The 25575-nt window shown below is 72.3% G+C and carries 20 protein-coding genes; 15 read left to right on the top strand and 5 right to left on the bottom strand.

The window, feature by feature from the left end; all coding sequences use genetic code 11:
- Positions 1-98: 98 nt before the first annotated feature.
- Both O3438_RS02285 and pdxR (O3438_RS02290) read right to left on the bottom strand, forming a co-directional pair.
- On the bottom strand, positions 99-5504 hold the full coding sequence (locus tag O3438_RS02285) for an ATP-binding protein (RefSeq protein WP_269678327.1): 5406 nt from the start codon (positions 5502-5504) through the stop codon (positions 99-101).
- A gap of 175 nt (positions 5505-5679) precedes the next feature.
- Complete coding sequence (gene pdxR / locus O3438_RS02290; RefSeq protein WP_442929698.1) at positions 5680-7155, bottom strand: MocR-like pyridoxine biosynthesis transcription factor PdxR; 1476 nt, start codon at positions 7153-7155, stop codon at positions 5680-5682.
- 401 nt (positions 7156-7556) lie between these two features.
- On the opposite strand from pdxR (O3438_RS02290), the gene O3438_RS02295 reads away from it, so the two are divergent.
- From O3438_RS02295 to O3438_RS02365, 15 genes are all read left to right on the top strand, one after another.
- Complete coding sequence (locus O3438_RS02295) at positions 7557-8990, top strand: anthranilate synthase component I family protein (RefSeq protein ID WP_269678329.1); 1434 nt, start codon at positions 7557-7559, stop codon at positions 8988-8990.
- On the top strand, positions 8987-9595 hold the full coding sequence (locus O3438_RS02300; RefSeq protein WP_269678330.1) for an anthranilate synthase component II: 609 nt from the start codon (positions 8987-8989) through the stop codon (positions 9593-9595). The genes O3438_RS02295 and O3438_RS02300 overlap by 4 nt, the downstream gene beginning before the upstream one ends.
- On the top strand, positions 9592-10302 hold the full coding sequence (locus O3438_RS02305; RefSeq protein WP_269678331.1) for an SDR family NAD(P)-dependent oxidoreductase: 711 nt from the start codon (positions 9592-9594) through the stop codon (positions 10300-10302). The genes O3438_RS02300 and O3438_RS02305 overlap by 4 nt, the downstream gene beginning before the upstream one ends.
- A gap of 61 nt (positions 10303-10363) precedes the next feature.
- Positions 10364-11788 carry a phenylacetate--CoA ligase family protein gene (locus O3438_RS02310; protein WP_269678332.1) on the top strand — a complete coding sequence of 475 codons (1425 nt, stop codon included), beginning with the start codon at positions 10364-10366 and terminating at the stop codon, positions 11786-11788.
- Positions 11772-12422, top strand: coding sequence for a prephenate dehydratase (locus O3438_RS02315; RefSeq protein ID WP_269678333.1), 651 nt, complete (start codon positions 11772-11774; stop codon positions 12420-12422). Before O3438_RS02310 ends, O3438_RS02315 begins: the two co-directional genes overlap by 17 nt.
- An 83-nt stretch (positions 12423-12505) precedes the next feature.
- Positions 12506-13744, top strand: coding sequence for an amidohydrolase family protein (locus tag O3438_RS02320; RefSeq protein WP_269678334.1), 1239 nt, complete (start codon positions 12506-12508; stop codon positions 13742-13744).
- On the top strand, positions 13744-15033 hold the full coding sequence (locus O3438_RS02325; RefSeq protein ID WP_269678335.1) for an MFS transporter: 1290 nt from the start codon (positions 13744-13746) through the stop codon (positions 15031-15033). The genes O3438_RS02320 and O3438_RS02325 overlap by 1 nt, the downstream gene beginning before the upstream one ends.
- The gene (locus O3438_RS02330) at positions 15030-15809 is read left to right on the top strand and encodes a B3/B4 domain-containing protein (RefSeq protein ID WP_269678336.1); all 780 of its coding nucleotides are present in this window, start codon (positions 15030-15032) and stop codon (positions 15807-15809) included. The genes O3438_RS02325 and O3438_RS02330 overlap by 4 nt, the downstream gene beginning before the upstream one ends.
- A complete protein-coding gene (locus O3438_RS02335; protein WP_269678337.1) occupies positions 15806-17032 on the top strand; it encodes an ATP-grasp domain-containing protein in 1227 nt (408 codons plus the stop codon). Before O3438_RS02330 ends, O3438_RS02335 begins: the two co-directional genes overlap by 4 nt.
- Entirely contained in the window at positions 17029-18252 is a 1224-nt protein-coding gene (locus O3438_RS02340; RefSeq protein ID WP_269678338.1) for an MFS transporter, read from the top strand. The genes O3438_RS02335 and O3438_RS02340 overlap by 4 nt, the downstream gene beginning before the upstream one ends.
- Before the next feature lie 21 nt (positions 18253-18273).
- Entirely contained in the window at positions 18274-19578 is a 1305-nt protein-coding gene (locus O3438_RS02345; protein ID WP_269678339.1) for a TrpB-like pyridoxal phosphate-dependent enzyme, read from the top strand.
- Between the two features lie 58 nt (positions 19579-19636).
- Entirely contained in the window at positions 19637-20335 is a 699-nt protein-coding gene (locus O3438_RS02350; protein WP_269678340.1) for a flavodoxin family protein, read from the top strand.
- The gene (locus O3438_RS02355; protein WP_145783082.1) at positions 20325-20672 is read left to right on the top strand and encodes a cupin domain-containing protein; all 348 of its coding nucleotides are present in this window, start codon (positions 20325-20327) and stop codon (positions 20670-20672) included. The genes O3438_RS02350 and O3438_RS02355 overlap by 11 nt, the downstream gene beginning before the upstream one ends.
- Entirely contained in the window at positions 20669-21037 is a 369-nt protein-coding gene (locus O3438_RS02360; RefSeq protein WP_269678341.1) for a chorismate mutase, read from the top strand. Before O3438_RS02355 ends, O3438_RS02360 begins: the two co-directional genes overlap by 4 nt.
- Positions 21034-22491 carry a UbiD family decarboxylase gene (locus O3438_RS02365; RefSeq protein ID WP_269678342.1) on the top strand — a complete coding sequence of 486 codons (1458 nt, stop codon included), beginning with the start codon at positions 21034-21036 and terminating at the stop codon, positions 22489-22491. The genes O3438_RS02360 and O3438_RS02365 overlap by 4 nt, the downstream gene beginning before the upstream one ends.
- Here the strand turns inward: O3438_RS02365 and pdxR (O3438_RS02370) are convergent.
- From pdxR (O3438_RS02370) to O3438_RS02380, 3 genes are all read right to left on the bottom strand, one after another.
- Positions 22436-23959 (bottom strand): MocR-like pyridoxine biosynthesis transcription factor PdxR, encoded by a 1524-nt coding sequence (gene pdxR, locus O3438_RS02370; protein WP_269678343.1) that lies wholly within the window; start codon positions 23957-23959, stop codon positions 22436-22438. The two genes, O3438_RS02365 and pdxR (O3438_RS02370), sit on opposite strands and share 56 nt — an antisense overlap.
- 63 nt (positions 23960-24022) lie before the next feature.
- Complete coding sequence (locus tag O3438_RS02375; RefSeq protein WP_269678344.1) at positions 24023-24931, bottom strand: CDP-diacylglycerol diphosphatase; 909 nt, start codon at positions 24929-24931, stop codon at positions 24023-24025.
- A gap of 145 nt (positions 24932-25076) precedes the next feature.
- Positions 25077-25532: a hypothetical protein gene (locus O3438_RS02380; protein ID WP_269678345.1), complete on the bottom strand. Its 456-nt coding sequence runs from the start codon at positions 25530-25532 to the stop codon at positions 25077-25079.
- Between the last annotated feature and the right edge of the window lie 43 nt (positions 25533-25575).

Here is a 25575-nt window from a genome sequence, read left to right on the forward strand (position 1 = left end):
AGTCCAGCATGCTGGTGGCTCCGGCCCCGACACAGACCCCTAGTACCGCGGTGTCGCACGCGCGACGGATCGCGAGGTGCGGAAGGCCGCGGTGCGTTTCAGCGCTTCAGGCCGTGCTCGATCGCCTCGATGACGCGCGGCCGCAGGTCGGCCGTGCTGACGATGGCGTCGACCGAGCCGACCTCGACGGCCCGCTGGATGCTGTGCACCCGGTCGAACTCCGCTGCCACCTCGCCCAGCTTCTCCGCGCGGACCGCCGAGCGCACCTCGGCGAGCCGGGCGTTCACCGCCGCGCGCTCCGTGCCGGTCGTCCCGGCCGCCTGCGCGTGCAGGTCCGCGACCCGGGGGTCCTTGGCGGTACGGGTGTTGACCTCACCGGAGAAGACGACAGCCGCCGCCGGGGCGCCGCCGAGCACCGAGGCGAACGATCCTTCCAGCGCGAGCACCGTCATGGACGGGTTGAGGGCCTTGGAGAAGACCACGAACGCGCCGCCGTGGTAGCGGGAGATCACGCAGAAGACGATCGGGCCGGCGAAGTTGACGATCGCCCGGCCGATCTCGGCGCCGTACTCCAGTTGCAGGTGGCGCATCGACTCGGGGGAGCCGTCGAAGCCGGACAGGTTGGCCAGGACGACGAGCGGCCGGTTGCCGGACGCCGCGTTGATGGCCCGTGCCGTCTTCTTCGACGAGCGGGGGAACAGGGTGCCCGCCGTGTAGGTGTCCGGCCCGTCGGTGGGCGGGAACCCACGCCGGGGTACGGGCCGCGACTCGATGCCGACGAGGCAGACGGGATAGCCGCCGACGTGCGCGTCCTGGACCACCGACGTGTCGGCGTCGGCCATCCCGGCCCAGCGTTCGAGGACGGGGTGGTCCTGGTCGGACAGGGCGCGCATGACAGTACGGATGTCGAAGGCCTTCTTGCGGTCCGGGTTGTGGGTCGCCGAGAAGATCTGCCCGACGGTGGTGAAGTCGCTGCCGTCGACGGTGTGCGGGTAGTCCGAGACGTCCCGGTCCACCGGGTCGTCGGTGTCCGCCCGCCGGGGCCCGGTCTCCCCGGGTACGACGTAGCTGTGGTCGTAGTGCGCCATCAGCACGTCCCGGGCCGCCGGCAGGTCGGGTGCCCAGTACTGGGCCTGCCCGTTGGGCCCCATCACCCGGTCGTAGCCACCGATGCCGAAGTTGTCCTCGGCGGACACGCCACCGGAGAAGTCCAACGAGTGTTTGCCGGTGAGCACCATGGCGGAGTCCGGGGTCATCACCAGGATGCCCTTGGTGTGCATGAGCATCGTCGCCTCGGCGTTCCAGTAGGGCTGCGCGCCCACGTTGATGCCGGCCACCACGATGTTGATCTCACCGCCGGCCTGGGTGAACGTCACGACGCGCTTGAGCGCGGCGGCGACCCAGTCCATGTTCTCCGTCCCGGAATTCATCGAGATGCGGGCTCCGGCCGACAGCGCGAACCATTCGAGGGGCACCCGCAGGTGCTCGGCGAGGTCGAGGGCGGCGATGACGCGGGCGCACTCGGGTTCGGAGAGCGCGCCCAGCGACTTCGTCGGGTCGCCGAGCAGCACCACACGGGTGATCCCCTCCGGGTACCGCTCGGTCGCAGTGGTCACCAGGCCGGCGACGATGGCCGCCGAGTTCCTCCCCTTCGGCCGGTCGACGGGCACGAGCGTCCCGGACGGGTCGAGGTCGTACTCGGTGAACCGGCCGAGCAGCCCGGTCAGCTCGTACGGGTAGGTGGTGCCCCGGCGCGCGGCACGCAGCACCTTCTGTCGGTAGTCGTCCAACGGGCGTACCGCCTCGGTGGAGGGCGCGCCCACGTGCAGCCGGGCGCCGCTGCCCGGGTCCACCGTGATCGTCACCGCCACGTCCCCGGCCGCGCGCGGCTGGCGGGCGATGAACTGCACCTCCTCCAGCCCGGCCCCGACCGTCGTCGGCAGGATCCGCTGGACCAGCGCGTTGAGCTCGTCACGCGACAGGTTGGTGGGCGGCCAGACGTACATCAGGATCCGGTTGGTGTCGAAGCGCTTGTCCTGTGGGCGCCGCGCCTGGATGTCGCGGATCGCGGCCAGGGCCAGGGTGGTGGCCTCCTCCAGGGCGGGCAGCGCGACCAGCCGTCCGTCGGTCTCCCGCAGCGGGGTCAGGTCGCGGATCTGGCCCATGGCGATCAGCCGTTCGTCGGCCGGGTTGCTGCGTGCCACTGCCTTGAAGAGGTAGATCTCCTCGTCGGCCGAGGACAGCCGGGTCAGGTCGAACTCGCGGAGCCGTTCCAGTTGCAGGCGTTGGGCGATCTGCGGGTGCAGGCCTCGGATCAGCCGGTCCTCGGTGAAGCCGCTCTCGCCGGGTCGGAACGTGAAGTAGTGGTGCATGACCGCGCCGGTGGAGCTGGCCACCGTGGCGGTCACCCGCTCGACGGTCGAGGGCAGCGGGTGGTCCGCGAGGAGCTTCCCGAGCCGTACGGCGATCGCGTCGTCGTCGTCGGGCTGGTCGCCCAGCGCGACGTAGAGGTCCGCGACCAGCCCGGTCGGGGCGTCGGCGGCCAGCTCGGCGAGCGCGGTGAGCGTCTCGGGGAGACCGGGGATGTCGGTGGCGCCCGCCACGATGTGCGTGGCGCCGTGCTGGGCGGTGACGAAGCCGCCTCGCACGGCGACGGCCCGCAGCCCCCGGTTGCCGTAGTAGCGCCGGGTCAACACCTCCAGCAGGGGGCCGTGCCCGGTGTCGCCCCCGCGTCGGATGCGCTGGCCGATGATCCGTACGAGGGGCTGCCGGCAGGCGACCATCCGTTGCACGCGCTCGGCGCGGTCCGGTGCGTCCGGGTGCCGGTCGAGGTGTCGCAGGTCGGCGCGGACCTCGGCGTAGTCCTCGGCGCGGGTGCGCCGCAGCAGGGGCTGGGCGTACCAGCGGAACACCAGGCCACGGGCCAGGTCGGCGACAGCGGGGAAACGGACCTGGGTGGCCTCGACCAGTCGTTCGAGGACGATCCCGGCGGGTTCGCGCTGATCACCGGCGGGCGCCGGTCCCGCGAGCAGGTGGCGCAGCACCTCGGAGACGACCGGCACCGCGGCGGCCATGCGCTGTTGGGCCAGGAAGATCCGGAAGACGGCGTCCTCCAGCTCCGGCGTCCGGTCGAGGCTGGTCACGCCGTAGTGGGCGAGGACCCGTTCGAGGCGTGCCACGAAGGTGGGGGAGACGCCGGCCCGTTCGACGTCGAGGCTCTGCAGGTAGCTGTGGAGGAACTCGCGCGGGGTGTGCACGGCGCTGCCCGGCTGGGCGTCGGCGGCCCGACGGGGCTTGTTCCGGGCCAGCTCCGCGAGGTTCGCGAAGATCGTCAGGAGGTCGAGCTGGGCGGTCGGCGACTCGGTGCCCGCGGCCGGGTGGAGCGTGATCTCACTCGGGTCGACGTCGTAGCCGAGCAGGAGCGCGCGCAGATCGTCAAGGGCCTGCTGCGCCGACGGCCCCGGCGGGACCGGCGGCAGGTCGATCTCGACGGTGTCGGCCGCGCCCGACGTCTCCTCGGCGGTGGCGTCGGCCAGCGGTTCGAGGCGCATCAGGGGGGTGCCGGTCTCGACCTGACTGCCGACCGAGACCGGGCATTCGCGGACCCGGGCCCGGAAGGGGGCGCGGAGCACGTTCTCCATCTTCATGCTCTCCAGCACGAGGATGGGTGCGCCCGCCTCGACCTCGTCACCGGCGGCGAGGGGAGTGGCGACGACGAGGGCTGGTGCGGGGGAGCGGACCACGCCGCCCTCGTCCCTGCTGACCCGGTGGGTGACGCCGTCGACCTCGACAGTGTGGATCGGCCCGTGGGTGACGGTCACCAACCGGAAACGCTCCCCGTTGACCAGCATCTGCCCCCGGTGCTCGTCGAACCGCTGCATCTGCACGTCCAGGCGGTGGACGTCGCCGCCCGCCGACAGGCCGACGCGGAACCGCTCGCTGGTCACCCGCGACACCGCGACCCGGTAGCCGACGCCGCGCAGCTTGAGGTCGAGCGGACGCCCGGTCTCGTGCTGCGCCTGCGGTCGACCTCCGTGCGCGGTGGTGAGCAGCCGTTGCCGGCTGACGTCCTCCTCGTCCTGGTAGGCCTCGATGGCGGCCGCGGCGAGGGCGAGCGCGGAGTGGCGGTGGGTGACCAGGCGGCCCTCGGCGCGGACCCGGTCGATCCAGCCGGTGTCGGCGGAGCCGTCGATCACCTCGGACTGGTCGAGCAGGTCCAGGACGAAGCTCTTGTTGGTGGCGCCGCCCTCGATGATGACAGTCGTCTCGGCCATGGCCCGACGCAGGCGACCGAGGGCCTCGTCGCGGTCCCGGCCGTACGCGATGATCTTCGCGATCATGGAGTCGAAGGCCGCCGGGATGCTGTCGCCCTCGCTCACGCCCGTGTCCACCCGGATGCCCGGGCCGGCCGGTAGCGCGAGCCGGACGATCCTGCCGGGGGAGGGCGCGAAGTCGCGGTCCGGGTCCTCGGCGTTCAGACGGGCCTCGACCGCGTGACCCGCCTCCACCGGCGTCGCGCCGTCGAGGCGGCCACCGCCGGCCACGTGCAGTTGGAGTTTGACCAGGTCGGTGCCGGTGGTGATCTCGGTGATCGGGTGCTCGACCTGCAGGCGCGTGTTGACCTCCAGGAACGCGAAGAGCTTCTGGGCCGGGTGGTACAGGAACTCGACAGTGCCGGCGCCCCGGTAGCCGACCGCCAGCGCGAGTCGCACCGCCGCGGCCTTCACCTCGGCGACCTGTTCCGCCGCCAGCACCGGCGACGCGGACTCCTCGATGATCTTCTGGTTGCGACGCTGCACCGAGCAGTCCCGTACGCCGAGGGCCCAGGCGCCGCCCTGCCCGTCGGCGATCATCTGCACCTCGACGTGCCGTGCGCCGGTGACGAGGCGTTCCAGGAAGACGACGCCCGAGCCGAAGGCCCGCAGCGCCTCCTGGCTGGTCCGCTCGTAGGCGTCGGTGAGGTCCTCCGCCGAGTCGACCCGCCGGATGCCACGCCCACCACCACCGGCGGTCGCCTTGAGCATGAGTGGATAGCCGATCCGTTCGCCCGCGCGCAGGGCGTCCCGCAGGGTGGCGACCTCGCCCCGGCTCCACGGGGCGACCGGTACGCCGACCTCCTCGGCGATCAGCTTCGAGCCGATCTTGTCCCCGAGCTTGCGCATCGCGTCCGCGCTGGGCCCCACGAACGTCACCCCGAGCCGCTCGCACAGCTCGGCGAACGCCGGATCCTCCGCGACGAAACCCCAACCGACCCAGGCCGCGTCGGCGCCGGTCTCGACCAGGGCGCGTTCCAGCAGCTCGTGGTTGAGGTAGGGGCGGGTGGCCGCGGCACCCAACGGGTACGTCACGTCGGCCGCCCGGACGAAGGTCGCCGTCCGGTCCTCGTCGGTGTAGAGGGCGACGGTCTCGACGTGGTCGCCCGACTCCGCGGACAGGTCCCGTACGGCATGGATCAGCCGCATCGCGGCCTCGCCCCGATTGATGATCGCGATACGCCTGAACACCGGTCGACCCCTCCCCCGTCGTCCGACGCTTCGACGGACGACGATTCCGAGTGACCCGCGCGCGCATCGCGGTACGGCCACGGCCGGACCGTAGCCCGCCTCCGGGAGCAGCCAACACCCCTAAGGATCGCCGCCCGGACTCCGCCCCGGCTCGACCGCCCTTATGAGACAGGCCTTAGCTTCGCCTCGCCCGGGTGGCTGCCCAGCGTGACGACACCGAGCTGACAGGGGTGTCGGGTGTGGACCCGGGGCCGGGGCGGCTCGTCGTCTCGCGGTACGCCCCGGCGATCCCGGCCAGGCCGCGGCTCAGCTCCGAGCCCCGCACCCCGGCGTAGCCGACGACCAGCGCCGGCGGTCGGTCGTCGGCTCGCAGGGCGTAGAAGCGGCCGCCACGGACCAGTACCGAGCGCCGCCGCGCCGCCTGCACCAGCGCCTCCTCGTCGCACCGCTCGGGCAGCACCAGGTACGTCTGCAATCCGTTGTGCCCGCCGAACACAGTGGTGCCGGGCATCTCGCGGGCGACGAACTGGTGGACCGCCTGACGGCGCTTCTGGATGTCGGCGGCGAGTCGGCGTAGGTGCCGGTCGAAGACCCCGGTGTCGATCAGCCGGGCGAGGGCGAGTTGTTCCAGGCTGGAGCAGCCGATGTCCCAGCCGGCGCGGACCCGCTCGATCGGCGCGGTGAGCGCGGCGGGGGTGGCCAGCCAGCCGAGGCGCAGTGCCGGGGCGATGACCTTGCTGGCGCTGCCGGCGTAGATGACCCGGTCGGGGGCGAGGCTCTGCAGTGCCGGCATCCGCTGCGCGGGGGCCACGAAGGCGGCGTCGAAGTCGTCCTCGACGATGTAGCCGTCGACCGCTTCGGCCCAGGCCACGAGTTGCTCCCGGCGGTGCGCGCTGAGGGTGGCCCCGGTGGGGAACTGGCTGGCCGGGGTGACGAGCACGGCGCGGACCCCGCTCGCGGCCAGCGCGTCGACCCGGATGCCCTCGGCGTCCACCGGGAGGCCGACCGGGCGCAGGCCGGCGTCGGCGATGAACTCCCACTCGCCCGGGTGACCCGGGTCCTCCACCCCGACGGTGTGGTGGCCCCGGTCGCGCAGTTCCCGGCAGAGCAGTGCGAGCCCCTGGGCGAACCCTGAGGTGATCATGAGGTGTTCGGGTCGGCTGCGGACGCCCCGCACCCGACCGAGGTAGCCGGCGAGGGTGTGCCGCACGACCGGCAGGCCCGACGGCGGGGCATACCCCAGCTCCCGGTGGCCGGCCGAGGTGACCACCGCGCTGACCGCCCGGATCCAGTCCTGGCGGGGGAAGGTGGAGCTGTGCAGGCCGCCGGTGCGCAGGTCCCAGACCGCCGCCGTCGACGTGCTGTCGTGCGGGGTGAGCGCCGAGCCGCTGTCGGTGCGCGCCGTCGCCGCCACGGAGGTGCCCGAGCCGTGCTGGGAGACGAGGTACCCCTCGGCGCAGAGTTGTTCGTACGCCTCGACGACCACACTGCGGGATACCCCGAGGTCGACGGCGAGTTGCCGGCTCGACGGCAGCCGGGTGCCCGGGCGAAGCGTGCCCTCCTCGATCTGTGTGCGGAATGCGTTACGGAGCTGCACTGCCAGCGTTTCACGCGATTGACCATCTATTGACAGGCTTAGATTCAGGGACAAGTGGTCCGCTCCGGCGTCGTCGAAGTGGTATGGACAGCGTGATCTGCGCCTGAGGAAAGTGTTGGTCGGACGCGCAACCACCTGCTGTCGGCGAATCAGGGCGTACGTTCCGAGTATGTCCAATATGGACTTCGGCATCGTCACCGGCTTCGGCACACGGGTGGTCGTGCGAGTCCTTTTGTGCTGGGGGGAAGAGTCCGATCTGCCGCGTCAGTGGCGGGGTCAACGCCAACGGGGGCGCGTGAATCGGGCTGCTCAGAGGGGGTTTCGCAGTGTCCTCATTGTCGGCCAAGACTGCCACGCGGCTCATTGGGTCGCATTCCGTGGCGGTGCGACGTACGCCACCAACCAACTCAATTCCAATAGACGTGACATCTGTCACACTGTCGCCAATCGATCCTTTGTCGCTCTACGCGGCGCTCGCCGAAGTTCGTTCTCCGGACGATCTGTATCTCTTCGAAAGCCTGGACGGTCCGGCCCAGGACCGCCACGCGGCAGCCGTCGGCTGGGACGCCCTCGCCGAGGTGCGGTTCATCGCCGACCGCTGTGAGGTGATCTCCGACGGACCGCTCGGCGACGCCCTGGCGGCCGTGCTCACCGCGATCCTGGGCGAGCCGGTCCGGCACCGCGCCCGGGAACGGGTCTGGTCCGTCGCCGGGCCGCCCGAGGTGTGGGCGGCGATCCGGGCCGTGCAACGGGCGTTCGCCGTGCGGACCACCGCGCCCGCCGACAGCTTCGCCTTCGGCTTCCTCACCACCCTCGCGTACGAAGCGGCGCGGGACATGGACGAGCTCTCCGTCGACCGGGTGGTGGACGACATCCCGCGCTGCACCCTCGTCCTGTTCCGGCACACCGTCTGGTGGGACCTGCGCACCGGCACCGTGCGGCACCTCGCCGCCACCGGCCCGCACCTGCCGGAGGACAGCGCGGCCCACCGGCTGCCGGACCTCCTCGCCGCGCTGCCCGACGGCGATCGGGAGGTGCCGGCCGCCCCACCGCCCAGCCTGGTCCGGGACACCGTCGACGAGGAGACGTTCGCCGCCCGGGTCAAGCAGTGCCTCCGGCACATCGAGGTGGGGGACAGCTACCAGATCCAGATCGGCCACCGCATCGACGTGGAGACCACTCTCACCCCGCTGGAGGTCTACCGGCGGCTGCGTCACCGCAACCCGTCGCCCTACATGTACCTCACGCCCTGGGCCGGTGGGACCGTCATCGGCGCGAGCCCGGAGCTGTTCCTCCGCATCGAGCAGGGCCGGCTGTCCATGCGTCCGATCGCCGGCACCGCCGCCCGCGGCGCCGACCCGGAGACCGACCGCCGGCTGGTGGCCGAGCTGACGGCCAGCGAGAAGGAACGCGCCGAGCACGTCATGCTGGTCGACCTCTGCCGCAACGACATCGGTCGGGTCTGCGTGCCGGGGACGCTCAGCGTCGACACGATGTTCGACGTCGAGCCGTTCGCGTACGTGCACCACCTCGTCTCCACCGTCTCCGGGCAACTCGCCGACGACGCCGACGCCTGGGCGGCGATCTGCGCCGCCTTCCCCGCCGGCACCATGACCGGCGCGCCGAAGCTGCGGGCCATGGAAATCATCGACGGGCTGGAGGACGAACCCCGGGGTGTGTACGCCGGGTCGATCGGCCTGGTCGACGTGCGCGGGTTCGCGGTGCTCGCACTCTGCATCCGCACCGCCGTACACGACGGCCACCGCTACCGCACCCAGGCCTCCGCCGGGATCGTGGCCGACTCCAACCCGGACGCCGAGTGGCGGGAGACGCTGGCCAAGATGAGCGCCACCTTCTGGGCCCTGACCGGTACGGAGCTGCTGCCGTGAAGGTTCTGCTCGTCGACGCGTACGACAGTTTCACCCACATCATCGACCAGTACCTCCGCACCCTCGGCGCGCGGACAGTGGTCGTCCGTTCCCGCTCCCGGACCAGCGACGAGCTGGCCGCGCTGCGACCGGACGCCGTGGTGCTCGGCCCCGGGCCCGGCCACCCCGCCGAGTCCGGGCACGTGGAGCTGGTGCACGCCTTCGCCGGCCAGGTGCCGCTGCTCGGCGTCTGCCTCGGCCACCAGGCGATCGGTCTCGCCTACGGCGGTTCGGTCGCCGTCGCCCGGCACCTGATGCACGGCAAGACGAGCGTGGTCGGCCACGACGGCCGGGGTGTCTTCGCCGGGGCGTCCGCCCCGCTCACCGTCACCCGCTACCACTCGCTCATCGTCGCCGACCCGGCGCCGCCGGCCCTGGAGGTCACCGCGCGGTCGTCCGACGACGGCTACGTGATGGGGGTACGGCACCTGAGCCTGCCGGTCGAGGGGGTGCAGTTCCACCCGGAGAGCGTGCTCACCGAGGACGGGCTGCGCCTGTTCGACAACTTCCTGCGAAGCGCCACGGCGCTGCCGGTGGCCGGTTCACGGGCAGCGGGGTCGTCATGACCGACCAGTCGGCACCCCTCGCCGTGGTCACCGGCGCGGCGGGCGGCATCGGCCGGGCCGTGACGGCCGCCCTGACCGGCTCCGGGCACCGGGTGCTCGGCGTCGACGTCGACACGGCCGGCGACCCGGCGGCGTACGCCTCGCTGGTTGCCGACGTCGCCGTGCCGGAGCAGGTGGAGCAGCTCTTCGCGCGCATCGACGAGCGGTACGGCCAGCCGACGGTGCTGGTCAACAACGCCGGGGTCTACCACGCCCGGGACTTCCTCGACTACGACCCGAAGACGTACGCGCAGGTGCTCGACGTCAACCTGGGTGCCGCGTTCTTCTGCACCCAGGTGTTCGTCCGCGCGCTGATCGCCGCCGGTCGCCCCGGCACGGTGGTCAACGTCGCCTCGATCAGCGGGCAGTCCGGCAGCCCCGACGCCGCGTACGGGGCGTCGAAGGGCGCGTGCATCGCGCTGACCCGCAGCCTCGGCCGGGCGCTCGCCGAGCACCGGATCCGGGTCAACGCGGTCGCCCCGGGCCTGGTCGACACCCCGATGGCCGCCCGGATCCCGGTCGAGCGTCGCGACGACTACCGGGCCCGGATCCCGGTCGGCCGTTTCGGCTCGCCGGCGGAGGTCGCCGCGGCGGTCGCCTGGTTGGCCGGTCCGGAGAGCAGCTACGTCACCGCTTCCGTGATGGACGTCAACGGCGGTCTGCACTGACCTGCGTCCCGGCCCGCCACCACCGCACGACAGCCGGCTCATCCCTGGAAAGGATCCGACCATGTGGCTTCCGACCACCGGACCGGCGGCGGACTTCGCCGTCGACTACCTGGCCCTGCACCAGGCGTTCTACGACCGCACCCTCGACCCGTCCGAGCTGGACGCCTGGCGCGCACGGCAACTGCGCACGGTACTCGACCAGGTGTCCACCGGTTCACCGTTCTACGCCCGTCACCTGGCCGACGTCGACCTGTCGACGATCACCCCGGCGACCCTCGACCGACTGCCCTTCACCACGAAGACGCACCTGCGGCAGGAGATGCTCGACGTCCTCAGCCGGCCGCTGGCCGACGGGGTGTTCTTCTACGAGACGACGGGCACGACCGGTCGCGCGACGCCCTGCCCCCGCGACGGACGGGAGGTGGTGGCCAGCAACGCCCACGTGACCGAGTCCTGGGCGTCGATCTTCCGCCACCACTTCGGTGACCACCCACCCCGCATCGGGCTGATGGGCCCGACCGAGGTGCACTCCTTCGGTGACACCCTCGGCGACATCGCCCGCAACGTCGGTTCGCTGAACGCGAAGATCTGGCCGTACTCACCGGTGATCGGGTTCGCGAAGGCGTTGCAGCTGATGAAGGACCTCGAGCTGGAGGTCGTCTGCTGTACGCCCGGCGTCGCGATGATGCTGGCCAAGGCCGCCGAGCACTACGGATACCGGCTGCGCGAGGACTTCTCCGTCAAGCTCCTCTTCGTCACCGGCGAGATGTGCACCCCGGCGCTGGCCCGCAACCTGGAATCCGTCTGGGGCGCGGACGTCTACAACATCCTGTACGGCTCGCAGGAGGCGTTCGTCATCGCCACCGCCTGCCGCAACAAGCGGATGCACCTCTCCCAGACCAACTACCTGATCGAGGTGGTCGACCCGGAGACCGGCACGTCGTACGGCTCCCGGGGCAGCGGAGAGCTCACCGTCACCATGCTCGTGGACGGGGTGAAGCCGCTGGTCCGCTACCGCACCGGCGACGCGGTGATCGTCGAGGCGTCGGACTGTGCCTGCGAGATGCCCGGCGACCTGGTGCAGATCGTCGGCCGCACCCTGGACCGCATCGAGCTGGGCGGTCGACGTCTCACCGCCGGGCAGATCGAGACGGCGGTCCTGACCGGGGTCACCGGCTCGGGCGGTTACCAGGTGGTGATCGACCACGACCCGAGCGTCGGCGGTGACCGGCTCACGGTCCGGCTGGAGCTGCTCAAGGACCTCACCGACGACCCCGCCGCGGTGGCCGACGGGGTCCGGGAGCGGGCCGCCGCCGCGCTCGGCGTACCCGTGGAGGTGGAGCTGACCGACGGGCTGGACCCGATCGTCAGCACCGGCGCGTTCGTCAGTTGGAAGGCCGCCCGGATCGTCGACCGGCGGGTCGAGGTCGACCACGAGACCAGGGTGGCGCAGCGGATGGCGGGCAACCGTGGCTACACCACCTGAGGCGGCCACGCACGCGTCGGTGCCGGCGCTGCCCGGGCCGCTCGCCGACGCGTACGGGCGGCGGTGGCGCAGTGTGATGGACCGGTGGGCGAGCCGGCCCGGCACCACGCTGGCCACCCTCGGCCCGGCCGGGACGTCCAGTCACCTCACCGCGGCGTTCCTCGCCGAGCGGCACGGGCTGCGCATCGAGCTGTCCGACACCTTCGACGCGGTGCTCGCCGCGCTGGTGGAGCGGCGCGTCGACCAGGCCCTCGTGCCGAGCGCCTACCAGGGGCTCACCCGCTTCCACTGGCACCGTGACCTGCGGCTGGACGCCTACTTCGCCCAGGCAACCCCGGAGTACGGCATCGCGGCCCCGCCGGACCGCGACCCGGACCCGGCCGATGGTCGGCTCACGGTGGCCGCCCTGTGGGAGGTCCGACGGATCTACAACGACCTCGCGCCGCCCGCGCTGCGGGACCGCCAGGTGCGGTGGGTCGACGCCGACTCCACCCAGCACGCCGCCGAGATCCTCGCCGCCGGGGGCGCCGACCTCGCGGTGACCAACGCGCCCGGGGTGCACCGCCACGCGTTGCGGTGGGTGGCCCGCCGCCCGGGCGCCGAGATCGTGTGGACCCTGTTCGGCCGCCGCTGAGACCAGACATCGAGAGAACCGGAGTGACAGTCGTGTCCCGACGAACGTTGCTGCACCGCGCCACGGTCCAGGAAGGACTGGGGGTGGCTTCCCGACCGCACCACAGTGTGCTGCTCGACGGCGAGCGCATCGTCGCGGTGCTGCCCGAGGCGCAGGCCCCGCTGCACGACCCGGACGTGGACGTTCTCGACCTCGACGGTCGGACGGTCATGCCGGGGATGACGCTCGGCCACACCCACATCGCGTACCTGGACGTGCTCGACGGTCGGGAGATGCTGTTCAAGTACAGCATCCCCGAGGTCACCCTCGGCGCCGCCGCCAACGCCGCCGCCATGCTGCGGCTGGGCTACACCGCCTTCGTCGGCGCCGGCTCGGTGTCCGGCATCGACATGGCACTGCGCCGGGCGATCGACGCCGGGAAGCTGCCCGGCCCGCGGATCACGCCGTGCAGCAGGGACCTGATGGTGTCCGGTCCGCCGGAGCGCCGCAACCCGGGGGTCAAGCAACGCATCCCGAGCGACCTGATGCGGCTGGCCGACACCCCGGAGGAGCTGATCGATTACGTCGACACCGAGGTCGCCCAGGGCGCGGAGATCATCAAGGTCTTCTCCACAGGTGACGACACCTTTCCCAACGGCCGGTCGCACGAGCTGCTGTTCACCGCCGAGGAGTTGGTGATCGCGGCCCGGGCGGCGCACGAGCGGGGCGTCCGGATCCGGGCGCACTCGCGTGGTCTGGGCGGCATCCGCAACGCCATCGCCGCCGGTGTCGACGTGATCGACCACGCCACGTACGCCGACGACGCCGCCCTGGAGGCCATCGCCGAGCGCGGCATCTTCGTGGTGCCGAGCCTGCACCAGCCGCACCGCCTGCTCACCGACGGCGTTCGGCACGGCAAGACCCCGGAGTACCTGGAGACGCTGGAGTTCGAGGCCGAGGTCGAGAACACCCTGCGCATCCTGCCGCTGATGGTGCGGATGGGCATCCCGATCGTGGCCGGTGACGACTTCGGGTTCGCCTGGACCCCGCACGGCCGCTACGCCGAGGAGTTGGAGACGTACGTGACGATGGCCGGCATTCCCGCGCCGGTGGTGCTGACCTGGGCCACCGCCAACGGAGCGCGGCTGGCCGGCCGGGGCGACGAGGCGGGCACCGTGCAGCCGGGGCGGCTGGCGGACCTGGTGGTCACCGACGGCGATCCGGCCGAGGACATCACCGTCCTGGGTCGGCCGGAGGCGATCGAGATGGTGCTGCTCGGCGGTCGGGTGGTCGCCGGGGACGCCGCCCGGTACCGCTCCGGGCAGCCGGCGGGGGTGGCGTGATGCGTCGGGGCGTACCCGTCGTCGGGCTGCTCGCCGTCGGCGCGTTCGCCATCGGCACCGACACGTTCGTGGTCGCCGGTGTGCTCCCCGAGGTGGCCGGCAGCCTGCGGGTCAGCGTCGCCTCGGCCGGCTGGGTGAGCGCCGTCTTCGCCCTCGCGTACGCGGTCGCCGCACCGCTGCTCGGCGCCCTGACCGGCCGGCTGGAACGGCGTACCGTGCTGGTGGTCTCGCTGGTCGGGTTCACGGTGGGCAACGTCGCCTCCGCGCTCGCCCCCGACCTGCCGCTGTTGCTGCTGGCCCGGGTCGTCACGGCGGTCAGCGCCGCGCTCTACATTCCCGCGGCCACCGCGTCGGCGGCCGCCCTGGCCCCGCCGGAGCGGCGTGCCCGGGCCATGGCGGTGGTGCTCGGCGGTCTCTCCGCGGCCACCGTCGCCGGGGTGCCGTTCGGCACCTGGCTCGCCGCCGACCTCCAGTGGCGGGCCACCTTCTGGCTGCTCGCGGCCGTCGGCGCGGCCTGCGCGGTCGCGGTGGCCGTCGGCCTGCCGGCGCTGGCGCTGCCGCCCGGACCGTCGTTGGCCGCCCGCCTCGCACCGGCCCGCGAGGGTCGCGTCGGCCTGGCGGTGCTCACCACCGCGCTGTTCATGACCGGCGGATACCTCGCGTTGACGTACGTCGGGGCGCTGCTCGCCCCGGCCACCGACGGCGACGGCACAGTGCTCGCGGTGCTGCTGCTGGTCTTCGGCGTGCCGGCGGTCGCCGGGACCGTGCTCGGCGGGCGGGCCACCGACCGGTGGGGTGGCGTACCGGTGCTGCTGGTGTCGGTCGCCGGGCTTGCCCTGGTGCTGGTCACGCTGCCGCTGACCCGGCAGGCGCTGCTGCCCGCGGCGCTGGCCATGGCGGCCTGGGGCGTCACCGCGATGGCCACCCAGCCGGCTCAGCAGCACCGGCTCTTCACCGTCGCGCCGACCTCCGGACCGTTGCTGCTCTCGCTCAACTCGTCGGCCACGTTCGTGGGCATCGCGCTCGGCGGTTTCCTCGGCAACCGGCTGCTGCGGCACGGTGGCGAGGACGCCCTGGACCTGCTCGGGCCGGTCGGCGCGGCGCTCTGCGTGCTGGCGCTGGGCACCACGCTGCTCGGCGCGCGGGCCCGCGCCGGCCTCGCCGACGGTCAGCCGCCGACCGCCGGATTGGCCACACCGGATCACCCCGGATTGGCCACACCCGGTGGTCACCCCGCTGCGTACGGTCGGACCGACAATCGGACCCGACCCCTACGAGGATCACGATGACCCAGCTCAGCGACGGTGTGGACACCCTCACCGTGCGCATCGACGACCGGGTGCTGACCGCAGTGCCGGACTACGTGCTCGGCGTGATCGCCGTGCCGGCGGTCGATGTCGCTCCGGCCCCTCCCGCCGTGTCGGCGCTTCTCAGCGCCGCCGAGGACGCGCTGCACGCGGCCGGCCTGGACAAGGCGGGTGTGGCGGAACTGCCGGGCATCGCCGCGTGGCGGGAGGCGTACCGGGCGGTGGGGGTGAACCCCAACCGGTTCCCCTGCGCCGCCGAGTCCATCGCCCGGCGGGTCGCCAAGGGCGACCGGCTGCCCCGGATCAACGCCCTGGTCGACCTCTGCAACGCGGTGTCGCTCGGCGCTGCCCTGCCGGTTGCCTCGTGCGCCGTCGACGGCCTCGGCGACCTCGTGGTCCGGCCGGCCGACGGCACCGAGACGTACCTGCCGCTCGGCGCTCCGGACGCCCCGGAGCAGCCCGAGCCGGGCGAGGTCGTCTACGCCGACGCCGACGGGCGGGCCCACTCGCGGCGCTGGAACTGGCGACAGGGCCACCTGGTCCGCACCGACCTGGGCCGGCACCGGCTGCTGCTCACCGTCGAGTCGGCCCACCCCGGCGGCCGGGCGGAGGTGGTGGACGCGCTCGGCCGGCTCGCCACCGTCCTCGACGGGTTGTCCGACGGCACCCGGCAGGAGGCGGTGCTCGACGGAGCGACGACCAGCGCCGTCCTGCGCACCCTGGGCACGGTCGGCAGCGACAGTGGGAGCCGTTCGTGAACCGCGCGATCCTGGTGATCTACCGACCCGCGGCCGGCCGGTACGCGGCCCAGTTCCGCAGTGTCGTCACCGCCGCCGCCGAGCTGGGCGTGGCCACCGTCGCGCTGCTGCCGACCGGGCAGCCCGCCGCCGACGCCGCCGGAATGCCCTGCTACTTCGCCGACCTCGACGACCGGGAATCCGTTCGCGCCACGGTCGCCACGATCCTCGCCGCGCACCCGGTGGAGCGCGTCTTCCCGCTCTTCGAGGGCGACGTGCTCACCGCCGCGCACTGCCGCCGCGACCACGGCATCCCGGGTCTCGATCCGGAGGAGGCGCTGACGTTCCGGGACAAGAACGTCATGCACCGTCGGGCCGTCGAGCTGGGCGTGCCGGTGGCCCGCTCGTGCCGACCCGAGACGATCGGCGCGGTCGCCGAGTTCGCCGCCGAGGTGGGCTGGCCGGTGGTGATCAAGCCGTACGCCGGCTGGGCCTGCGGCGACACCCACCGGGTGGACTCCGCCGAGGACCTGGCCCGGGTGTGGCCGCTGGTCGCCGACGACCGGCACGACTACCGGGTGGAGGAGTACGTCCGGGGCGTCGAGTACCACGTCGACTCGCTGCTGCGCGACGGTGAGGTGGTCTTCGACCAGCTGTCCCGCTACACGTACTCGATCCTGGAGTTCCGCGACGAGCCCGGCGGCACGGTCTCCCGCAAGCACGACCTGACCCCGGCGGAGCGGCGCATCGTGGCCGCCAGCGCCACAGTGCTGCGCGGCTTCGGCATGCGTACCGGCGTGGCGCACGTGGAGTTCTTCCTGCGCGACGACGGCGGGCTGGTCTTCGGCGAGGCGGCCGCCCGGGCGGGTGGCGGCTCGATCGTCCCCGCCATCCAGGCCGGGCGGGGGATCAACCTGGCCGGCGAGTGGTGCCGCCTCGAACTGGACCCGGGGCACGTCCCGGCGGCCACCCTCGGCCCGGAGATCGGCACCGAATATCTGTGCTCCGACCGGTACGGGCGGATCACCGCGATCACCACGGCGGACGAGCTGCGAGGGCTCGACTCGGTGCTCGACGCGGACGTGTGGAAGAGCGTGGGTGACGTGCTCGCCGCGCCGACCGCGTCCAACGACGTCCTCGGCTGGTACGTCTGCGAGGGGCGCGACTTCGACGACGTGCGGGCACGGTTCAAGGTCATCCGGGACGCCTTCGAGGTGGTCACCGAGCCGGTCGGTGACGCGTGAGCTGGCTGGGCCGGTTCCAGGCCCTGCCGCGCCCGTTGCGGATGCTGGTCTACGCCTCCTTCATCAACCGGGCCGGCATGTTCGTCTTCCCGCTGCTCGCTGTCTACCTGGTGCAGAGCCGGCACCTCAGCACCGGCGAGGCGGGTGTGCTGATCTCCGTCGGCAGCACCGGTCTGCTCGCCGGCAGCCTGCTCAGCGGCCCGGTCTGCGGTCGAGCCGGCCGACGCGCCGCGCTGGTGACGAGCCTGCTGCTCAACGCGGTCGGCTACCTCGGTCTCGCCCTGCTCGACGGTCCCACCTGGACGTACGCGGTGCTGCTCTTCGTCGCGCTGGTCGGGATGGGGATGTTCGCCCCGGCGGCGAACACGCTGATCGCCGACCTGACCGCACCTGAGCAGCGGCCGTTCGCGTACACGGTCAGCTACCTCGCCAACAACCTCGGCATGGGCGTCGGCCCGTTGCTCGGCGGGATCGCGGCGGCCTACTCCTACCAGCTGATGTTCGCCGGCAACATCCTGCTCGGGCTTGTCGCGGCGGCCACCATCTGGTTGTTCGTACCGGCGGACACCCGGCGCGTGCCGGTGGCCTCACCGGCCGCGAGCACCCGGCGGGCCGGGCTGCTGCGCGACCTCGACGTGGCGGTGCTGGTGATCGTCTCGTTCTGCTACGTCGCGCCGTTGATCGGCCTGGAATACACGCTGCCGCTCGCGGTCACCACGGTGCTGCACTCGTCGGTGGCGGTGGTCGGGGCGGTCTACACGATCAACAGCGTGGTCGTGGTCAGCGCCAGTCTGCTGATCGAGAAGCGGATGAAGGCGTACTCGACGCGCACCCTGCTGGTCGTCGCCGGCCTGCTCTGGTCCACCGGCATGGCGGTGCTGGTGTTCGCGTTCTCGCTGCCCGCCGTGCTGCTGTCCACCGTGGTCTGGACGCTGGGGGAGATCATCGCCTCGGTGGTGGTGCCCACCTACATCGCCGACCACGTCGAGGAGCACCGGGTCAGCGGTTTCATGGCCCTGAATGGTTTCGTGCTCAGCTCCGCCCGCCTGGTCGTGCCGATGGGCCTCGGCTTCGTCTGGCAGACCGGTGGGCACCAGCCCGTCCTCCTCCTGCTCCTGCTGACCCCGGTGGTCGGCGTGGTCGCGTTCGCAGTGCTGCGGATGCGACCGGCTGCCCGGTCCGTGCCGTCACCTGCCGAGCCGGCCACCGCCAGTTCCTGACACCCACCCCTGGAAGAGGCCATGACCGCGACGAAGTTCGTGCTGCCCGAGAGCGACATCCCGACGACCTGGTACAACGTGGTCCCCGATCTGCCCAAGGGGCTACCCCCGATGCTGCACCCCGGCACCCGGGAGCCCATCACCCCGGCCGACCTCGAACCGCTCTTCGCCACCGGCATGGTCGAACAGGAGTTCTCCACCGAACGGGACATCGACATTCCCGGGCCGGTGCTCGACATCTACCGGCAGTGGCGGCCCAGTCCGCTGGTCCGGGCCCGTCGCCTGGAGCAGGCCCTCGGCACCCCGGCGCGGATCTACTTCAAGTACGAGGGGGTCAGCCCGGCCGGCAGCCACAAGCCGAACACCGCCGTGCCGCAGGCGTACTACAGCAAGCAGGACGGCGTGCAACGGCTGACCACCGAGACCGGCGCCGGCCAGTGGGGCAGCTCGCTGTCGATGGCCTGTTCCTACTTCGGCCTCGACTGCGAGGTCTTCATGGTGCGGGTCAGCTACGACCAGAAGCCGTACCGGCGGGGCCTGATGGAGACGTTCGGGGCGTCGGTCACCGCGAGCCCGAGTGACCGCACCGGTGCGGGTCGGGCGGCGCTCGCCGCCGACCCGGACTCCAGCGGCAGCCTCGGCCTGGCCATCTCCGAGGCGGTGGAGGCGGCGATGAGCAGCGGCGGCGCCGCCAAGTACGCCCTCGGCTCGGTGCTCAACCTGGTGCTGATGCACCAGACGATCATCGGCCAGGAGGCGTTGCTCCAGTTGGCGATGGCCGACGACTACCCGGACGTCGTGGTCGGCGCCGCCGGTGGCGGGTCCAACTTCGCCGGGCTGGCCCTGCCGTTCCTGCGCCGGCAGTGGGGCGGTGGTCCGACGGTGCGGTTCGTCGCGGCCGAGCCGGCCTCCTGCCCGTCGCTGACCAAGGGCAGCTACGACTACGACTTCGGCGACACCGCCGGGCTCACCCCGCTGGCCAAGATGCACACTCTGGGCCACGACTTCCACCCGCCGTCGATCCACGCCGGTGGGCTGCGCTACCACGGCATGGCGCCGATCGTGAGCGCGCTGCGGGAGATCGACCTGATCGAGGCCCGCGCGGTGCCGCAGACGGCCTGCTTCGAGGCCGGCGTGCTGTTCGCGCGCAGCGAGGGCATCGTGCCGGCGCCCGAGTCCACCCACGCGGTGCGGGTGGCGGTGGACGAGGCGATCCAGTGCCGGGAGACGGGCGAGTCGAAGGCGATCGTCTTCTCCCTGTCCGGGCACGGTCACTTCGACATGCAGGCCTACATCGACTACTTCGCCGGGAAGCTGACGGACTGACCTCGCAGGGGGTGGGCGCGGTGCGGCGCCCACCCCGCGACGAGCACCGGGGGTGAAAGTGCACAGCGAAGCAGGGACCATCCTCGCCATCAACGGATCGGAACGGGTCGGCGGCAACACCGACCACGCCATCGCGTACGCGGGACGACTCATCGCCGAGCGGGGCGCCGTCCTGCGCACCATCCAGTTACGTGAGCACCGGATCTCGCCGTGCAGCCCGTGCGGCGACTGCAACAGCCGCACAGTGCCCTGCCAGGTGGACGACGACGTCCCCGCCCTGGTGGAGCAGATGACACGCGCCGACGGGCTGATCTACGCGGCCCCGGTGCACGGCTTCGGCCTGGCCCACCTCATGCAGGTCTTCATCGAGCGCGCGGGCGTCGGCTACCTGCGTTTCACCCGTCCGCTGGCGGACAAGGTGGGCGGCATCATCGTCACCGGGCGACGGTACAGCGACTCGTCCGTGCACAACCAGATCGTCAACAACCTGCTGCTCAACCGGATGATCCTGGTGGGCAGCGGGTTCCCCGTCCTGCTGCGCAACACCACCGGCACTCCCGGCCTGCACGACGTCGAGGGCGTCGACGCGCTGGAGCGGATGGTGCACCGGATGCTCGACATGGTGCAGCTGCTCAAGCAGCACCAGCGGGTCGACGGCGATCCGGTCCTTCCGCGGCGGGACCGCAACGAACGCGTGCCGCGGCCCCGCCGCAACGATTCCGCCCCGACCAGAGGAGATATCGAGAATGTCCACTGAGCAGGTCGCCGCGCCGGTCGGCATCGACTTCCCGGCCACCGAGTGGGAGAGGTGGGACAAGCCGGGCGCCGAGGGACGCGTCAAGATCTCGTACGTCGGGGGGCAGCGGCTGCGCCTGCTGGAGTTGCCGCCCGGCTTCGACGAGCACCACTGGTGCCTGCGCGGCCACACCGGCTACGTCCTGCAGGGCGAGTTCACCATCCACTTCCGGGACCGGTCGGTGCCGTGCCGCCCCGGCATGGGGTTCGTGATCCCCGACGACGAGGAGCACCGGTCCCAGGGCAGCGACGCCGAGCCCACCGTCGTCTTCGTGGTCGACCAGGTTCCCCAGCCATGACCGACCAGCACTGGTTCGCGGCACCGGCCGGCTCCCCGCCGGCCGGTGCCGCCGACGGCCCGACCCGGATCGCCGAGCTGCGGGGCGTCATCGACCATCTCGACCAGCGGATCATCGCCCTGCTGGCCGAGCGCACCCGGGTGGTGCAGGAGCTGACCGCGCACAAGACGGACGAGGCGACCGTCCGATCACCCGACCGGGTGCGGCAGGTGCTCGACCGGGTGTCCGACCTGGCCGTCGGCAACGGTATGCCGCCGGAGGTGGCGGTCGGCACCTACCGTGCCCTCATCGACGAGCTGACCCGGATGCAACTCGACATGCTGGCGGCCCGCCGCGCCGCCGCGTCGGCGGGGGAGGAGCGGTGAGTCGAACGCCCGTCGACCTGCGGCACGCCCTGGCCACCCTCGATCCGCTCCCCGGTGAGCTGGTCCGCGTCGCCACCGAACTACCGGCCCGGTACGGCGTCTCCGCGCACTACGCCCGCTGGGCGGGTGCGCCCGCCGCCCCGCCCACCGGTGCCGGCCCGGCGGTGCTCTTCGACCGGGTACGCCCCGACCACGGTCCGACCCGAGCGGTGCTGATGGGCCTGTACGGCACCCGTCGGCGCGCGGCCGGGCTGCTCGGCTGCACACCGGCCGAGCTGCCGCACCGGCTGCTCGACGCGGTGGCTGCACCCCGCCCGCCGGTGCCCGCACACGACCCGTCCCGGTGGCCCCGCGAGACGCTGCCGCTGGACCTGACCGCGCTGCCGGTGCCGGTCCTCACCGACGAGGACGCCGGGCCCTATCTGACCCTCGGCGCGGTGCTCGCCACCGACCCGGACACCGGGGTCCGCAACCTGTCCGTGCACCGGATGTGCGTCCAGGGCCCGGACTCGCTGACCATCTGGATGGTGCCCGGCCGGGACCTGGAGCTCGCGTACCAGGCCGCGTTGCGGCGGGGGAGTCCGTTGCCGGTGGCCGTCCACCTCGGCCTGTGCCCGGCGGTGCTGCTCTCCTCCTGCTGCCCGACGTCACTCGTGCCACCCGACCTCGACGAGCTGGCGGTGGCCGGCGCTCTCGCCGGGCAACCGGTGGAGTTGCTGGAGTGCCGCACTGTGGACACCGAGTTCATCGCGCACGCCGAGTACGTCATCGAGGGCGAGTTGCTGGCCGACCGGGCGCCGGAGAGCCGACACGGCACTGTCGCCACCCCGGAGTTCCTCGGCTACCAGGGCCGGGCGCATCCCGCGCTGCCGTTGATCCGGGTCACCGCGATCACCGCCCGGGAGAGCCCGATTCTGCAGGCCGTGTCCGGGCCCGGGCACGAGCAGTCGGTGCTGCTCGGCTTCGGGATGGAGGCCGCGGTGCTGGACGTGCTGCGCCGCAGGGGCACGCCGGCGCTGGCCGCCCACTGCCACACGGCGGGTGGCGGTCAGCTCATGGTGGTGTTGCAGTGGCCGGCGAAGCGCGGCCCGGAGGACGACGTCGCGGTTCGCGCCGCCGCGGAGGCGGTGCTGGAGCAGTTCCGGATGGCCAAGCTGGTGCTGTGCGTGGACGACGACGTCGACATCGAGTCCGACCAGGACCTGTGGTGGGCGATGGTCACCCGTTTCCAGGCCGATCAGGACCTGCGCGTGTTGCCGGACCGGGAGGGCTTCCCTCTCGACCCGAGCCAGCACACCGGCTACTCGTCGTCGCTCTCGGCCGATGGGCGCACGGCGAAGGCGGTCTTCGACTGCACCGTCCCGTACGCGCAGCGGGCCCGATTCGTCCGGCCCCGTTTCACCGAGCCGTCGATTCCCGCACCGCGGCGGCCAGCAGCGCCACGCCCTCGGTGATCCGTGCGGTCGGCAGCGCCGCGTACCCGATCAGGAAGGTCGGTTCGGCCGGTGGCCGGGTGACGAAGTAGCCCGAGGCCGGGTAGATCCGGACGTCGCGCGCGGCGGCGGCGCGCACGATCGCCGCCTCGTCGGCGTCGGGCGCGCCGCCCAGGGTCACCAGCACGTGCAGCCCGGCAGCCGTGCCGGAGATGCGCACACCAGCGCCGAAGTGTTCGTAGAGCGCCTCCAGCAGCCGGGCGCGTCGCTGCCGGTAGAGGCGGTCCATGCGGCCGATGTGCCGGGCGTACGCCCCGGAGGAGATGAACTCGGCCAGTGCCTCCTGGGTCAGCGTCGGCGTCAGCCGGTCGGTGATCCACTTGACGCCGAGGAACGGCCGGACGAGGTGCTGTGGCAGCACCGCGTAGCCGATGCGCAGCGACGGGAACAGGGTCTTGCTGAAGCTGCCGACGTAGACCACGTCCGCGTCCTGCGGGTCGGCGGCCAACGACGGGAGTCGCTCCTCGGCGAACGTGAACTCGTTGTGGTAGTCGTCCTCCAGCACCGTGGCGGAGTGTTCACGGGCCCAGCGCAGCAGCGCTCGTCGCCGTCGCTCGGACATGATGAACCCGGTCGGGAACTGGTGCGACGGGGTCACGTAGATCAGGCGTACCCGGGACGGGTCGTGGCCATGCGCGCGGACCTGGCTTTCGATCTCGTCGACCCGCAGGCCCTCCTCGTCGACTCCGACCGGCACCACGGCGGCCCGCGAGTAGCCGAAGATCTGCCGCAGCACGGTGTGGCTCGGGTCCTCGATGACCACCACGTCGTCCGGGCCGACGAGCAGCCGGACCAGGATGTCCATGGCCTGGGTGGCGCCGCTGGTCACCACCGTGTGTTCGCGGTTGGCGTCGAGTGCGCGGCTGCGGCGCAGCAGGGCGCTGATCTGGGTACGCAACGACGAGGCGCCCTCGGCCGGGCCGTAGCCCAGCGCCACCGCGTCGGCCTGACTGACCGCCTCGGCGAGCGACTGCCGCCACCGGGTCACCGGAAAGCTGGCCAGCGCCGGGGTGCCGTGCCGGAAGTCGTACGCGCCGTCCGGCCGGTGCATCGGCGCTGGTTCCCAGGGTTTCCACAGCGGGCTGCCGGCGTCGGTGGGCAGCGGAGGCTCGGGCCACAGTGGCGGGCGGGCGGCGCGTTGGGCCGGTGGCGGGGTGTCGGTCAGCGTGCCGCTGACCCGGGTGCCGGATCCCTGCCGTGAGGTGAGCACCCCGTTGGCCCGCAGCAGTTCGTACGCCCGGGTCACCACGGTCCGGGAGACCCGGAGCTGGTGGGCCAGCTCACGGCTCGGCGGCACCGGGTCGCCGGGGCGCAGTCGACCGGTGCGCACGGACCCGCTGATCTGGTCGCAGAGCTGTTGTTGCAACGGAACCGAACTGTCGCGGTCCAGTGCGACGAGAAGCTGGGACGAACTCACCTGCGCACGCACCCCCCCAGGATCGACGCTGGTTCCGAGTCTAGTCGCGCCCTGATGGACGGCTGCCGATCGCCGCTACGCGTACGCGAGGAGAAAGTCGACGGTGCCGGTGCCGCCGGGCTGGCCGGGTGCGACGGGCAGACCGGGTTCACTGTTCAGGACGTAGAACCCGCCGCTGCCGACCAGGCGGGGTGTCACGGCTAGGATCTGCGCCGCCATCGTGGCCCCGGTGGGGCGCACCACGCTGTCGAGCAGGAGCCGGAAGAGGTTCTCGTTCAGGTTCGCCACGTGCAGGACCCGGTACGAGCGGGGCGCGGGCTGACCCGTGCTGGTCAGGCCCCAGACGGGTACGACCTGGTTGCGCCAGCGCGACGGGTCGTTGGTGATCGTGCTGTCGTGGTTGTTCAGTTGCGTCTGGATGCCCGAGTGGATCCCGGCCAGGTGGATGTGCAGCTGGTCCTGCATGCGGATCGTCGGGTCGGCCGAGTTGATGCCGAGCCCGATGTGGGGGTAGACGACGTGTGCGGGTTGTCCGGGCTGAGCGTTGTCCCACGCTTCCAGCCAGTAGTTGGGGGCGTTGGTGGTCGTGATGAACGGGCACTCGATGCCGCTGATCCGGCAACTGGGGACGAGGAGGAAGTCGTGGTTCGACCCGGACCCGCCGTTGAGGATCACGTAGGTGGGTGTCGTTCGCAGACACTGCGGGAACGGTGGGCCGGTCTTGGTGCCCTCGCAGACCTGCACCCGGTCCCACAGGTCGTACCGGCCTCCGGTGTCGGCGGGGTAGCCGCACAGTTGGGAGGGCGTGGGGCAGGCGGCGGCGCCGGGGCCGCCGGGTTCCGGTGGGGGCGGCGCGGGGGTCTGGCCTCCGTCGGCGTGCCCGCCGTCGGCCAGTACCCGGTCGGCGCCCATCAGGCCCAGGAGTCCGGTCGCGCCGGCGGACCCGGAGAGCCGGACGAACTGTCGTCTGGGTATCGCGCCCACCGCGGCCTCCGTGATCGCCTCCAGGAACGAGTCGAGATTAGGACGAACGGGCGCAGCGGTGCGGCTGCCGCCGCACCGCGTCCCCTGAACGTGTCCGCTGCTCGGTCGACGGCGGTCGAGGGCCCGGCCGGCCGGGCCCTCGCGCTCAATGGTCGCGGCAGCCGACCTGGTCGCCGATCTCGTTCGGGATGCCGAACGGGCTGCATTCGATCGCGCTGCCTTCGCCCAGCTTCTTCCACCTGCCGTTGGCGTACTCGAAGACCAGTACGCCGTCGCCCTGCATGCTCGGGTCGACGGCGCGTACACCGGCGGTCGCCCACCGGCGTGCGCAGTTGATCTGGTCCGGGTCGATCCGGTGGCTGTCGCCGAGCCCCGACACCCGCTGAAGGGTGGCCGCGCTGACCGGACAGGCGGCCCCGGTGGCGTCGGGTGTCGCGGGTGCCGTGCGGGTCGGCGAGGCGTCCGGGGAGGCGGACGTGGCGCTGGGTACGGGCGACGTGGTCCCGGCCCCGGCCGGGGGCGCGGACGAGGGGGTCGTGCAGGCCGCGAGGCCCGCCAGTACGGCGACGGGTACGAGGGCGCGGAGCGGTGTCGGGGTCATCGGATCCTCCGGTCCAACCTGGAAGTGTTTCCCGCTAGACGCC

It is taken from the genome of Micromonospora sp. WMMC250, from assembly GCF_027460215.1.
Taxonomy (GTDB): domain Bacteria; phylum Actinomycetota; class Actinomycetes; order Mycobacteriales; family Micromonosporaceae; genus Micromonospora; species Micromonospora taraxaci.